This is a genomic window from Halomonas sp. RT37 (assembly GCF_040070525.1).
Taxonomy (GTDB): Bacteria; Pseudomonadota; Gammaproteobacteria; order Pseudomonadales; family Halomonadaceae; genus Halomonas; species Halomonas litopenaei.
Genome location: NZ_CP098827.1, coordinates 2,766,805 through 2,780,317, shown reverse-complemented (window position 1 = coordinate 2,780,317; position 13,513 = coordinate 2,766,805). Strand labels below are relative to the sequence as shown.

The window sequence follows — 13,513 nt, the reverse complement described above, 5'->3', positions numbered from 1 at the left end:
ATGCTACATTGCCAAGCTCGCCGTGGCGGATTGCGATTTCCGTGACGGCCGCTGAGTGTCCAGTCCATCGTCACTGAGGAAAACCGTTGAGTGCCATCGCCACCACACCGACACCGCCGTACTATGCGGTGATCTTCACCTCCACGAGAACGCCGGGGGATGACGGCTACGGCGAGATGGCCGAGCGCATGGTCGAACTGGCGGCACAGCAGCCGGGGTTTCTGGGGGTGGAGTCGGCGCGCTCGCCGGGTGAATATGCCGCCGGCATCACGGTGTCCTACTGGTCTGACCTGGCATCGATCCGCGCCTGGAAGGCCAACCTGGATCATCGCGAGGCCCAGGCCAGGGGCCGCGAGCGCTGGTATGCAAGCTATCGCGTCAGGGTGGCACTGGTGGAGCGGGAGTATGGGCTCGACGAGACAGCGGGTATGAGCTGAGCAGCGACGTCGATGTCATGACGCACCGCTAACATGATATGGCCAATGATAAGGCCCCGCCGGGGAGCTGCTGCACTGCAGCCCGGCGGGGCCTTGTCGTTCTTGCGTATTGCTCTCACGTGCCACGCCACTTTCACCCGACGGGGCTGGCTTTATTGCGTCGCGTTTGCTCAGTGGTGGGCGGTGAGTCTGACAGGGGAGTCGCTGTGGTCGAGGGTCGCGTCGCCGCAGGCGAGTGCGTCGACGACGGGAATGAGCTGTGTGATGACAGCTTCCACGCAATCGTCATCGTAGCGGCGGCCACGTCGCTTCTTGAAGCCCTGCTCGTACAGTCGCAGATGATGGGTGGCGCTGACGCCGGCCTTGTCCAGGCAGTGGGCGGTGCAGTGCATCTGGCAGCCGTCCAGCGCCACGATCGGCCGCCCGGATTGGGCCTTGCGCACCAGCCCCGGCACGCCGCCACCAACGCCCGAGATGCACGACATCTCGGCGATGCCGCGATGGTCGAGCGCAACAGCAACGCTGTTGGCGAGCTGGGCAACGTCTGAGCAGCCGGAGCAGGCGTAGACCAGGGGAAGGGGTGAGGGGGTGGCCATGGTGGGCTCTCCTTGTCGGAACATTTTTTAGGTGTGCTGTCGGTGTTCAGGTCGTCGCGCTAGCGGGCGAACTGGCTTAGCGGCAGGTAGGGATAGCGCTGGCCGGGCACCACCTGCTGGCCGGGGGGCACCTGTAGGTAGCCGTCGGCTTGTGCTGCACTCTTGAGCATATTGGAGCCCTGGTCGCCGGCGATCCTGGCCACCGGGGCAATGTCGCTGTGATCCAGGCGGACGCGCAGCCACTGGGTGCGCGTGCGGTTGGCGCGGTAGGTGAAGCCTGCGTGTACTGCAAAGCTCGCCAGCGGGGCGATGGTTCGACCCTGTCGGCGATGCAGCACCGCCAGGCCCAGCAGGTGCCAGGCGACCAGGGCAGCGGTGGGGTTGCCGGGAAGTCCCAGCAGCGGGGTACCGGTGGATGGGGACTGGCCGATGTAGCCCAGGGTGAAGGGCTTGCCGGGCTTCATCGCTACGCCGCTGAGGCAGATGCCGCCAAGGCGCTCGAGACAGGGCCTGACGTGGTCTTCCTCACCCACCGAGACGCCGCCGGTACAGACGATCAGATCGGCCTGGCGGGCGGCGAAGGTCAGCGCTTCTTCGAGTGCCGTGGCGGTGTCGCTGATGATGCCAAGGTCGACAAGCTCGGCGTTGTGATCCTGCAGCAGGGCATGCAGCATGCCGGCGTTCGAGTTGTAGATCTGGCCCGGGGCCAGCGGCTTGCCCGGCGTGACCAGCTCCGAGCCGGTACTGATGACGGCGACGCGCACCCGACGCCGGCAGGGCACCTCGGTGATGCCCTGGGCCGCCAGCAGTGCCAGGCGGATGGCATCGAGGGGCTCACCTGGCTCGAGCAGCGCCGCTCCCAGGGTGAGCTCTTCGCCACGTCGCCGGATATGGTCTCCCAGGTGTAAATCCGAGGGAAAGTGGATCTGGCCGGCGTCATCGATCCGTACCCGTTCCTGGGGCACCACCACGTCGGCACCGCGGGGAATCGGTGCGCCGGTGAAGATGCGCGCACAGCCGTCGAAGGGCAGGGTGATCGGGGCGGCGCCGGCGGGTACCCGGGCCACCACGGGCAGGGCACGCCGGTGCTTGAGGTCGGCCAGACGCAGGGCGTAGCCGTCCATGGCGCTGTTGTCGATGCCGGGAACGTCGTGCAGCGCCTTGAGCGGCGCGGCCAGGATGCGGCCACGGGCGTGGGTCGTTCTCAGCGTCTCGGTGTCCTCCAGTGGGCGGGTCAAGGCGATGACCTGCTCGCGGGCCTGCCAGGGATCGACCAGGGTGTGGCTTCTGGTCGGTGTGTCACAGCCGCAGGTCTCGCTCATGGGGTGACCTCCAGGGCTTCGTGTCGAGCCGTCGTCCCGTTGACGGAAGCGACGTGGTGATCCGCGCTGCGGCTGGTGCAGCGCTGGCTGTCCTTCACCACCATGGCGACGAAGTTGCAGGGCCGGGTGCGGGCGTCGAGCTGGGCTGCAAGAATGTCGTCCCAGGCCATGGCGCAGGCCTTGGGCGAGCCGGGCATGGAGAACACCAGGGTGCGATCGATCACCCCGGCCACGGCGCGGGACTGGATGGTGGAGGTGCCGATGGCCTCGAAGGAACGCAGACGAAACAGCTCGCCGTAGCCTTCGACGACCTTGTCGAACAGTACCGTCAGTGCCTCCGGTGTGTTGTCCCGGGCGGTAAAGCCGGTGCCGCCGTTGACCAGCACCACCTGGATGTCGGAACGGATCACCCAGGCGCTGACCTGGGCGCGAATGCGATAGATGTCGTCGGGGACCAGGGCGCGCTCGGTCAGGCGGTGTCCGGTGCCGGCTAACCGGTCTGCCAGCAGGTTGCCGCTGCCGTCTTCGTCCAGGCCACGGGTATCGGACACGGTGAGGATGGCGATATCCAGCGGGGTGAACACGGCGCACGTGGACGTATGAGACATGCAAGGACTCCGGTGGAGAGAACGTGAAGGGAGCCCGCCGGACCCTGAGGTCTGGCGGGGGTGTCAGGTGGGAGGGAAGGGGGAGTCGGCACGCGTCATTCGCTAGTGGCGCCTGGTCGGCGCTCTGTCTGTGCTCTTTCAGCGCCCTTGTCAGCGCACCAGGGGACCGTCGACGTCATCGTCGGCCAGGGTGAAACCCTCGACGCCGATCTCGCTTTCCAGCGCCAGCAGGTAGTGGCGCAGGGCGACGCGTGTGGCCTGTTCGGTCAGCTCGTGGGCGACCCTGTCCTTGACCTCGGCGTAGGGCAGTGGCTGGCGCTCCAGACGGGCGTCGATGACGACCACGTGCCAACCGTAGCGTGACGGCAGCGGACGCTCGTGCAGGCCTTCGGGCAGGGGTTCCAGCGCGCGGTCGAGCTCGCTGACGGTCTGGCCGCGGCTGACCCAGCCAAGGCTCCCGCCTTCGTCCTTCGATGGGCACTGCGAAAACCGCTGAGCCATCTCGTCGAAGCGTTCGGGATGCTGCTTGAGGGTGTCGATCAGCCCTTCGGCCTTCTTGAACTGCTCGTCGCGGGCGTCCAGGTCGTCGGGGGCCGCCGCCAGCAGGATATGCCGGACCTTGAGACGAGTGGGCTCGCAGAAGCGTTCGGGGTGAGCCGCGTGAAAGCGCACGCAGGCCTCTTCATCGGGCGGGGGGACTTGCAGTTCCTGATCCAGCATCACGGCGATCGCACGTTCGTCGGGCTCGTGCAACGAGCCCGTCTCGATGCCCAGGATCTCGGCGCGCTGGCGCAAGAGTTCCTGGATGACCAGGGCGCGGGCCGCCGCCTTGGCGGCGGCCTCGCGATCCGTTGACGGATGGAACTGCATCTCCCCGGCGATGGCTTCCTCGCCGATCACGCTGTCACCAACACGAATGCTGGGAACCGTTGTGTGCGGCAGGGTTTCCACGGGGATGGTTTGCATGACATGCCTCCTCAGGCACGGCGCCGGACGATCTGGTAGCGACGGCCCAGGTAACCCAGGGGAGCGCTCCAGGCGTGAACCAGACGAGTGAACGGGAACACCAGCACGATGGTCAGACCGACCAGAATGTGCAGGTGGTAGATGAAGCCAATGCCTTCGAGGTGGGTGGCGGCGCCGCCCTGGAAGAAGACGATGGCCTGTGCCCATTCGGCGAGCTTGATCATCACGCCGCCGTCCAGGTGATGCAGGGCGGCAGGAATGGTCAGCAGGCCCAGGGTGACCTGAACCACCAGCAGCACGATGATCAGGTTGTCCATGAAGCTGGAGGACGCCTTGACCCGTGGGTCGGTGAAGCGGCGATGCAGCAGCATGGCGCCACCGATCAGACAGGCGATACCGGCAAGGCCTCCGACCAGGATGGCGAACACCTGCTTGGTGCCGGCGCTGATGAAGGGGGCGTAGACCCAATGCGGTGTCAGCAGGCCGACCAGGTGACCGAAGAAGATCACCAGGATGCCGACGTGGAACAGCGGACTGGCCAGGCGCATGCGCCTGGACGACAGCATCTGGCTCGAGCCGGTCTTCCAGGTGTACTGGCCATGGTCGAAGCGCAACAGGCTACCGATCAGAAAGACGCTGCCCGCCAGGTAGGGATAGAGGCCGAACAGCAGGGTGTGCAGGTAGTTCATGACAGACCTCCAGTGGGTCGAGAGGGCATGGCATCGGGGAGGCGAACGGTGTCGGGCTGGATACTGCCCCGACGTTCGGCGAGGCGCTTGCCCTCGGCGGAGGTCAGCGCGCAGTCCTGGTCGGATTCGGCCGAGAAACGCACGGCCTCCTCCTCCCACACGGCGTCGAGGGCGGCAGGGGTGTTGTCGGCCGGTTCTTCCTTGACCGCCTCGCGGTGGAGGTCCACCTGATCCTCGGCGCCGATCAGCGACAGCAGGGTCAGGGTCACCAGCGCCTGGTCGCAGTGCTTGGCCTCCAGGCGGGCGGTGATGAGTGCCAGGATATGGCTGACGTCACCGATCCAGCGGGCGACCTCATCACCCTCGCGGGTGGAGAGGAACTCGAGCAGCAGCGGCAGGTGGTCGGGCAGCTCGCGGCTGTCGAGGGCAAAGCCGGCGTCCTCGTACTCGCCGAGAAGGTCGACCATCGCCTGGCCGCGGTCGCGGGATTCGCCGTGGACGTGCTCGAACAGCAGAAGCGAGGTGGCGCGGCCACGATCGAACTGGGCGACGTAGGCCGCCTGAACGTCCGGCAGGCGGGCATCCGCCAGGCGATCACACCAGTCGAGCAGTGCCTGCCGGGGGGCTCCCCCCGGCAGTGGCATGGCGGCAATTGCCGCCTTGACCTCGGCAAGCCCCTCGATCAGTTCCCGGTCGGGATAGTCGAGCAGCCGGGCCAGGGCGCGCAGACCCTGGGCGAGTGGATTAGTCATGCTCGACCTCCGGATGGCTGGGGTCGTACTGCTCGACGTTGACCAGGGTGGTGGTCTGCTTGCGTCCACCGAACAGGCTGGTCTTGTCGCTGCCGCCTTGGCAGCCGTTGCCGAAGGTGAAGCCGCAGCCGCCACGCTCCGGGAAGGCCTCGCGAGCCTGCTCGCGGTGGCTGGTCGGGATGACGAAGCGGTCCTCGTAGTTGGCGATGGCCAGGTAGCGGTACATCTCCTCGACCTGGGCCTCGCTCAGATCGACCTCGTCGAGGACGTCGTGGCGCAACTCACCGTCCACGTGCTTGCCGCGCATGTACTCGCGCATGGCCATCATGCGCTTGAGCGCGCGAACCACCGGCGCCTCGTCACCGGCGGTGAGCATGTTGGCCAGGTACTTCACCGGGATACGCAGTGATTCGACCTTGGGCAGCACGCCGTCGGTTTCCACGTGGCCACCGTCCACCGCCGACTGGATCGGCGACAGCGGCGGCACGTACCAGACCATCGGCAGGGTGCGGTACTCCGGGTGCAGCGGCAGCGCCAGCTGCCAGTCCATGGCCATCTTGTAGACCGGGGACTCCTGGGCCGCCTTGATCACGTTGTCATCGATGCCGTCACGCTTGGCCTGGGCGATGACCTCGGGATCATTGGGGTCGAGGAAGATCTCGCACTGGCGCTTGTACAGGTCGCGCTCGTCCTGGGAGGCGGCGACCTCCTCGATGCGATCGGCGTCGTAGAGCAGCACGCCCAGGTAGCGGATGCGACCGACGCAGGTCTCGGAACACACTGTCGGCTGGCCCGACTCGATACGCGGGTAGCAGAAGATGCACTTCTCGGACTTGCCGGACTTCCAGTTGTAGTAGATCTTCTTGTACGGACAGCCGGACACGCACATCCGCCAGCCGCGACACTTGTCCTGGTCGATCAGGACGATGCCGTCCTCTTCACGCTTGTAGATCGCACCGCTCGGGCAGCTGGCCACACAGGCCGGGTTGAGGCAGTGCTCGCACAGGCGCGGCAGGTACATCATGAAGGTGTTTTCGAACTGGCCGTAGATGTCCGCCTGGATCTTGTCGAAGTTGGCGTCCTTGCGGCGCTTGGCGAACTCGGTGCCGAGAATCTCTTCCCAGTTCGGGCCCCACTCGATCTTCTCCATGCGCTGACCGGAGATCAGCGAACGGGGGCGCGCCACCGGCTGGTGGCGGCCTTTCTTGGCCTGGTGCAGGTGCTGGTAGTCGAAGGTGAACGGCTCGTAGTAGTCGTCGATCTCTGGCAGGTCGGGGTTGGCGAAGATGTTCGCCAGCACCCGCCACTTGCCACCGATGCGCGGCTCGATGGTGCCGTCCTCGCGCCTCAGCCAGCCGCCTTTCCAGCGCGCCTGGTTCTCCCACTCCTTGGGATAGCCGATGCCTGGCTTGGTCTCGACGTTGTTGAACCAGGCGTACTCGACGCCTTCACGACTGGTCCAGACGTTCTTGCAGGTCACCGAACAGGTGTGACAGCCGATGCACTTGTCGAGGTTGAGCACCATGCCCACTTGGGAACGGATCTTCATTTCACTGCCTCCTGGGCGCTGTCCTGTCCTTCGCCGTCCAACCAGTTGACGTGCTTCATCTTGCGCACCATGACGAACTCATCGCGGTTGGAGCCGACGGTGCCGTAGTAGTTGAAGCCGTAGGAGAGCTGTCCGTAGCCGCCGATCATGTGGGTCGGCTTGGGGCAGACGCGGGTGACCGAGTTGTGAATACCGCCGCGGGTACCGGTGACCTCGGAGCCGGGCACGTTCACGATGCGCTCCTGGGCGTGGTACATCATCGCCATGCCGGTCTTGACCCGCTGGCTGACCACCGCGCGGGCGGCGATGGCGCCGTTGGCGTTGTACAGCTCGATCCAGTCGTTGTCCTCGACACCGATGGCGACCGCGTCCTCCTCGGACAGCCAGACGATGGGGCCGCCACGCGACAGGGTCAGCATCAACAGGTTGTCGGAGTAGGTGGAGTGGATGCCCCACTTCTGGTGCGGGGTGATCCAGTTCAGCGCGATCTCCGGGTTACCGTTGGGCCGCGGCATCGCCATGGCCTTGGTGGCCTTGGTGTCGATGGGCGGACGGTAGACCAGCAGGCTCTCGCCGAAGTCACGCATCCAGGCGTGATCCTGGTAGAACTGCTGGCGGCCGCTGACGGTACGCCAGGGAATCAGCTCGTGGACGTTGGTGTAGCCGGCGTTGTAGGACACGTGCTCGTCCTCCAGGCCAGACCAGGTCGGGCTGGAGATGATCTTGCGCGGCTGGGCCACCACGTCGCGGAAGCGGATCTTCTCCTCTTCCTTGGGAATCGCCAGGTGGGTGTGGTCGCGTCCGGTGATCTTCGACAGCGCGTCCCAGGCCTTGACCGCCACCTGACCGTTGGTCTCCGGTGCCAGCGCCAGGATCATTTCGGCGGCGTCGATGGCGCTTTCGAGTCTTGGCTGACCCTTGGCCGGGCCCTCGAGCTTGACGTGGTTGAGGCCACGCAACAGCTCGACCTCCTTGTCGGTGTTCCAGCCGATGCCCTTGCCACCGTTGCCGATGCTCTCGAGCAGCGGGCCCACCGAGGTGAAGCGCTCGTAGGTCTCGGGGTAGTTGCGCTTGACCTCGATCAGGCTCGGCATGGTCTTGCCGGGGATCGGCTCGCACTCGCCGCGCTTCCAGTCGAGCACTTCGGGCTGGGCCAGCTCGCCGGGGCTGTCATGCTGCAGCGGCAAGGTGACCAGGTCGGTTTCCTCGCCCAGGTGGCCGGGGCAGACCTGGGAGAATCTCTTGGCGATGCCCTTGTAGATGTCCCAGTCGCTGCGCGCTTCCCAGGCCGGATCGGTGGCGGCGGTCAGCGGGTGGATGAAGGGGTGCATGTCCGAGGTGTTGAGGTCGTCCTTCTCGTACCAGGTCGCGGTGGGCAGCACCACGTCGGAGTACAGGCAGGTGGTCGACATGCGGAAGTCCAAGGTGGTGAACAGGTCCACCTTGCCCTCGGGGGCCTCGTCGTGCCAGGTGACTTCCCGGGGCATGGCGCCGCCGGATTCGCCCAGGTCCTTGCCCTGCAGCCCGTGACGGGTGCCCAGCAGGTACTTGAGCATGTACTCGTGACCCTTGCCCGAGGAGCCCAGCAGGTTGGAGCGCCACACGAACATGTTGCGCGGGAAGTTCTGGGGGTTGTCCGGGTCCTCGGCGGCGAAGCCAAGACGGCCCTGCTTGAGCTGGCTGACCACGTAGTCGGCGGTGGACATGCCCGCTTCACTGGCGGGGCCTGCCAGGCGCAGCGGGTTGACCCCGAGCTGCGGCGCCGACGGCAGCCAGCCCATGCGCTCGGCGCGCACGTTGAAGTCGATCAGGCTGCCGTCGTACTTGTCGGCCTTGGCCAGCGGCGACAGCAGTTCCTTGACCTCGAGCTTCTCGTAGCGCCACTGGCTCGAGTGGTTGTAGAAGAACGAGGTGCCGTTCATGTGGCGCGGCGGACGCTGCCAGTCCAGGCCGAAGGCCAGCGGGGTCCAGCCGGTCTGGGGACGCAGCTTTTCCTGGCCCACATAGTGGGACCAGCCGCCGCCGGACTGACCGATACAGCCGCACAGCACCAGCATGTTGATCAGGCCACGGTAGTTCATGTCCATGTGGTACCAGTGGTTCATCCCGGCACCGACGATGATCATGGACCGACCCTGGGTCTTGTCGGCGTTGTGGGCGAACTCGCGGGCGATGCGAATACACTGGTTGGCGGGCACGCCGGTGATCTTTTCCTGCCACGCCGGGGTGTAGGGGCGCAGCTGGTCCAGTGCGGTGGCGCCGTCGTCCTCGCCTTCGCCGCCGAGGCCACGGTCGATACCGTAGTTGGCGCACATCAGGTCGAACACGGTGACCGCCAGCACTTCCTTGCCATCGGCCAGGGTCAGCTTCTTGGCCGGCAGGCAGTGGTGCAGCACCTCGTTGCCTTCGACGTGGTCGAAGTGCTCGTGGGCGATGCCACCGAAATAGGGGAAGGCCACCTTGGCGACGCTGTCGTGGGCGTCGGCCAGCGACAGTCGCAGGTCGATCTCCTGGCCGTCGGCGTCCAGTGACTCAAGGCTCCACTTGCCCTTTTCGTCGTCGCCGTTCTCGCCCCAGCGGAAGCCGATGGAACCGCGCGGCACCACCAGCTGGTCACGGGTCTCGTCCCAGGCGACGGTCTTCCACTCGGGGTTGTTGTCCTGGCCGAGCGAGGCGTCGAAGTCGGCCGCACGCAGCTGCTTGCCCGGGGCGTAGGTGCCGTCCTCGCGGGGCTCGAGGGCCACCAGGAAGGGCATGTCGGTGTAGCGCTTGACGTAGTCGGTGAAGTAGACGCTGGGCGAGGCGAGGTGGAATTCCTTCAGGATGACGTGGCCCATGGCCATGGCCAGGGCGGCGTCGGTGCCCTGCTTGGCGGACAGCCATTCGTCGGTGAGCTTCGAGACCTCGGCGTAGTCCGGGGTGATCGACACCGTCTTGGTGCCCTTGTAGCGCACCTCGGTGAAGAAGTGGGCGTCCGGGGTACGCGTCTGCGGCACGTTGGAGCCCCAGGCGATGATGTAGCCGGAGTTGTACCAGTCGGCGGATTCCGGCACGTCGGTCTGCTCGCCCCAGGTCTGGGGGGAGGCCGGCGGCAGGTCGCAGTACCAGTCATAGAACGACAGGCAGACACCACCGATCAGCGACAGGTAGCGGGCGCCGGCGGCGTAGGAGACCATCGACATGGCCGGGATCGGCGAGAAGCCGATGATGCGGTCGGGGCCGTAGGTCTTGGCGGTGTAGACGTTGGCCGCCGCGATCAGGGTCTGCGCCTCGTCCCAGTCGGCGCGGACGAAGCCGCCCATGCCGCGGGCACGCTTGTACTGATTGGCCAGGACCGGGTCCTCGACGATGGAGGCCCAGGCATCCACCGGGTCGGCGTGCTTGTCCAGCGCGCGTCGCCACAGGCTGACCAGCTCCTGGCGAATCAGCGGGTACTTGAGGCGGTTGGCACTGTACAGGTACCAGGAGTAGCTGGCGCCACGTGGGCAACCGCGGGGCTCGTGGTTGGGCAGATCGGCGCGGGTACGCGGATAGTCGGTCTGCTGGGTTTCCCAGGTGACCAGGCCATTCTTGACGTAGATCTTCCAGCTGCACGAGCCGGTGCAGTTCACCCCGTGGGTGGAGCGCACGATCTTGTCGTGCTGCCAGCGGGCGCGATAGCCGTCTTCCCAGTCACGTGTCTCTTCGCGGGTTTCGCCGTGTCCGTTGGCGAATTCCGGAGGACGTTTGGTCAGGTATCTCAGGCGATCGAGAAAATGACTCATGGAGGTCTCCTCAAAGGCCCCCCGAAGGGGGCCTGGCTAGACGGTCCTTGTGGACTCGAATGTCACGGTCTTGACGGGAACGTCAGTGCTGGGTCTGAGCCGCACCGGCGCTTGGCTTGCGGGTGGGACCCGCATCCAGGTTCAGTTCGATCTCCGCGCCCTTGCGGCTGTAGTAGAACCAGGTCAGGGCGGTGCAGAACACGTAGAACACGATAAAGCCGATCAGCGCCGCCTCGGCGCCGCCGGTCAGCGAGATCGAGGTACCGAAGGACTTCGGAATCAGGAAGGCGCCGTAGGCGGCGATGGCCGAGGTGAAGCCGATGGTGGCAGCGGATTCGCGCTCGGCGTGGACCAGCTGCTCGGCGGCGGTCAGGTTCGGCATCAGCCGCGGCACTTCCTTGCGGAAGATCGACGGGATCATCTGGAAGGTGCTGGCATTGCCGACGCCGGTGGCGAAGAACAGCAGCATGAAGGAGGCGAAGAAGCCGTAGAAAGCGATCGACATGTCCTTGTTCATCAGGAAGAACAGCACGCCGATCACGCCGCCGATCATGGTCAGGAAGGTCCAGAAGGTGACCCGGGCACCACCGAAGCGGTCGGCCAGTCCACCGGTCCAGGCACGGCTCAGGGCGCCGACGAACGGGCCGAGGAAGGCGTACTGGAGGGCATCGATGGCCGGGAACTGGGTCTTGGTCAACAGCGGGAAGCCGGCGGAGAAGCCGATGAAGCTGCCAAAGGTGCCGGTATAGAGGATGCACATCAGCCAGTTGTGCTTGCGCTTGAAGATGACCGACTGCTCCTTGAAGGAGGACTTGGCGCTGGCGATGTCGTTCATGCCGAACCAGGCGGCAACGGTGGCGATGGCGATGAACGGCACCCACACGAAGCCGGCGTTCTGCAGCCACAGAAGATCAGTGTCGGACATCGGCTGGCCACTGCCGGTGAACATCACGAAGCTGCCGGTGGAGATGACCACGGGCACCAGGAACTGCATCACCGACACGCCGAGGTTGCCGAGGCCGGCGTTCATGGCCAGGGCCTTGCCCTTCTCACGCTTGGGATAGAAGAAGGCGATGTTGGCCATGGAGGACGCAAAGTTGCCGCCACCGAAACCACACAGCAGGGCGATGATCGCCATCACCAGGTAGGGCGTTTCGGGATTCTGGACGGCGAAGCCGATCCACAGAGCAGGCAGCAGCAGCGAGGCGGTGGAAATCGCGGTGAAGCGACGGCCGCCGAAGATCGGCACGGTAAAGCTGTAGAAGATCCGCAGGGTGGCACCGGAAAGACCCGGCAGGGCCGCCAGCCAGAACAGCTGGTTCGGGGTGTACTCGAAGCCTACCTGGGGCAGCTTGGCCACGACCATGGACCACACCATCCAGATGCAGAAGGCCAGCAGCAGACAGGGGATGGAGATCCACAGGTTACGCGTGGCGATCTTGCGACCGGTGGACTGCCAGAAGGACTCGTCCTCGGGGCGCCAGTCCTCGAGCACGAAGCGGCTCGGGGTGGACAGCTCGGGCAGGTCGGTGGACTCGCAGCGATCGCGGGCCTCGATACGCTCGGCCTTGCGGATGGCGAAGTGCATCCACATGAGCGCGGCGGCAACCACGACGAACATCAGCATGAAGCAGCTCTGCCAGATGCCGATGACATCGTTGAGCATGCCGAAGGTCAGCGGCAGGAAGAAGCCGCCGAGGCCACCGACCATGCCGACGGCGCCACCGACCAGGCCGACGCTCTTGGGATAGTAGACCGGGATGTGCTTGTACACGGCGGCCTTGCCCAGCGACATGAAGAAGCCCAGCACCATGGTCAACAGGATGAAGCCGACCAGCGGCATGGCGAAGGTGAACTCGACCGGACCACGGACGCCATCGACGACGTACTGGGTGGGCGGATAGCTCAGCAGGAAGGTGCAGATGACCGAGGCCAGGAAGGTCCAGTACATCACGCGACGGGCGCCGTAGCGGTCGGACATCCAGCCGCCGAGGATACGGAACAGCGAGGCCGGGATGGTGTACAGCGCCGCCACGATACCCGCCGCTGACAGGCTCAGGCCGTAGACCTCGATCAGGTAGTGGGGCAGCCAAAGGGCGAGGGCGACGAAGCCACCGAAGACGAAGAAGTAGTAGAGCGAGAAGCGCCATACGCGCAGGTCGGCCAGGGGCGCGAACTGCTCGGACAACGGCAGGCGCACGGCATTGCGCGACTGATTCTGGGGGTCTTCCTTGGCCAGCAGGATAAAGGCCACGCCCATGATCGCCATGATGGTGGCGTAGACCAGGGCGGTGCTTTTCCAGCCCATTGCCATCAGCAGGAAGGGCGCGCCGAAGTTGGTGACGGCGGCACCGACGTTACCGGCCCCGAAGATGCCCAGCGCCGTACCCTGGCGTTCCTTCTCGAACCAGGCCGAGGTGTAGGCCACGCCGACGATGAAAGAGCCACCGGCCAGGCCGATACCCAGTGCGCCGACCAGCAGCATCACGTAGCTGTTGGCGAAGGTCAGCAGGTAGACACAGGTAGCGGTGACCAGCATGAGCAGGCCGAAGACCCAGCGGCCCCCGAAGCGGTCAGTCAGTACACCGAGAAAGAGTCGGCTGATCGAACCCGTCAGCACTGGAGTGGCCATCAGCAGGCCAAGTTGGGTGTCGGAGAGCGCGAAGTCCTCCTTGATCTGGATACCGAGAATCGAGAACAGGGTCCAGACGGCGAAGCAGAGAGTGAAGGCGAGTGTGGATAGGCCTAGCGCTCTGTTCTGCTGACGCCGGGGTACGGTGTCATGTTGGAGCATGTGCTTTCCTCTTTAGGGGTGCCGGTTCGGCCCCTA

10 protein-coding genes are annotated in these 13,513 nt (G+C 65.5%); 1 reads left to right on the top strand and 9 read right to left on the bottom strand.

Annotated elements, in window-relative coordinates; all coding sequences use genetic code 11:
• Positions 1 to 86: 86 nt before the first annotated feature.
• Positions 87 to 437 carry an antibiotic biosynthesis monooxygenase gene (locus tag NFG58_RS11930; RefSeq protein WP_045994429.1) on the top strand — a complete coding sequence of 117 codons (351 nt, stop codon included), beginning with the start codon at positions 87 to 89 and terminating at the stop codon, positions 435 to 437.
• A 170-nt stretch (positions 438 to 607) separates the two neighbouring features.
• Here NFG58_RS11930 and NFG58_RS11925 read toward each other — a convergent pair whose 3' ends face one another.
• The 9 genes from NFG58_RS11925 to NFG58_RS11885 form a co-directional block, all read right to left on the bottom strand.
• Positions 608 to 1,033, bottom strand: coding sequence for a putative zinc-binding protein (locus NFG58_RS11925; protein WP_348826567.1), 426 nt, complete (start codon positions 1,031 to 1,033; stop codon positions 608 to 610).
• A 59-nt stretch (positions 1,034 to 1,092) separates the two neighbouring features.
• Entirely contained in the window at positions 1,093 to 2,355 is a 1,263-nt protein-coding gene (gene glp, locus NFG58_RS11920) for a gephyrin-like molybdotransferase Glp (RefSeq protein ID WP_348826566.1), read from the bottom strand.
• On the bottom strand, positions 2,352 to 2,963 hold the full coding sequence (gene moaB / locus NFG58_RS11915) for a molybdenum cofactor biosynthesis protein B (protein WP_348826565.1): 612 nt from the start codon (positions 2,961 to 2,963) through the stop codon (positions 2,352 to 2,354). Before moaB ends, glp begins: the two co-directional genes overlap by 4 nt.
• Positions 2,964 to 3,113: 150 nt before the next feature.
• Positions 3,114 to 3,929, bottom strand: coding sequence for a peptidylprolyl isomerase (locus tag NFG58_RS11910; protein WP_348826564.1), 816 nt, complete (start codon positions 3,927 to 3,929; stop codon positions 3,114 to 3,116).
• 11 nt (positions 3,930 to 3,940) lie between these two features.
• Positions 3,941 to 4,618, bottom strand: coding sequence for a respiratory nitrate reductase subunit gamma (gene narI / locus NFG58_RS11905; RefSeq protein WP_108133049.1), 678 nt, complete (start codon positions 4,616 to 4,618; stop codon positions 3,941 to 3,943).
• Positions 4,615 to 5,370: a nitrate reductase molybdenum cofactor assembly chaperone gene (narJ, locus tag NFG58_RS11900; protein ID WP_348826563.1), complete on the bottom strand. Its 756-nt coding sequence runs from the start codon at positions 5,368 to 5,370 to the stop codon at positions 4,615 to 4,617. The genes narI and narJ overlap by 4 nt, the downstream gene beginning before the upstream one ends.
• Positions 5,363 to 6,919, bottom strand: coding sequence for a nitrate reductase subunit beta (narH, locus tag NFG58_RS11895; RefSeq protein WP_348826562.1), 1,557 nt, complete (start codon positions 6,917 to 6,919; stop codon positions 5,363 to 5,365). Before narH ends, narJ begins: the two co-directional genes overlap by 8 nt.
• Complete coding sequence (locus NFG58_RS11890) at positions 6,916 to 10,683, bottom strand: nitrate reductase subunit alpha (protein ID WP_348814389.1); 3,768 nt, start codon at positions 10,681 to 10,683, stop codon at positions 6,916 to 6,918. The genes narH and NFG58_RS11890 overlap by 4 nt, the downstream gene beginning before the upstream one ends.
• 82 nt (positions 10,684 to 10,765) lie before the next feature.
• Positions 10,766 to 13,477 carry an MFS transporter gene (locus tag NFG58_RS11885; protein WP_108133053.1) on the bottom strand — a complete coding sequence of 904 codons (2,712 nt, stop codon included), beginning with the start codon at positions 13,475 to 13,477 and terminating at the stop codon, positions 10,766 to 10,768.
• Positions 13,478 to 13,513 lie beyond the last annotated feature (36 nt).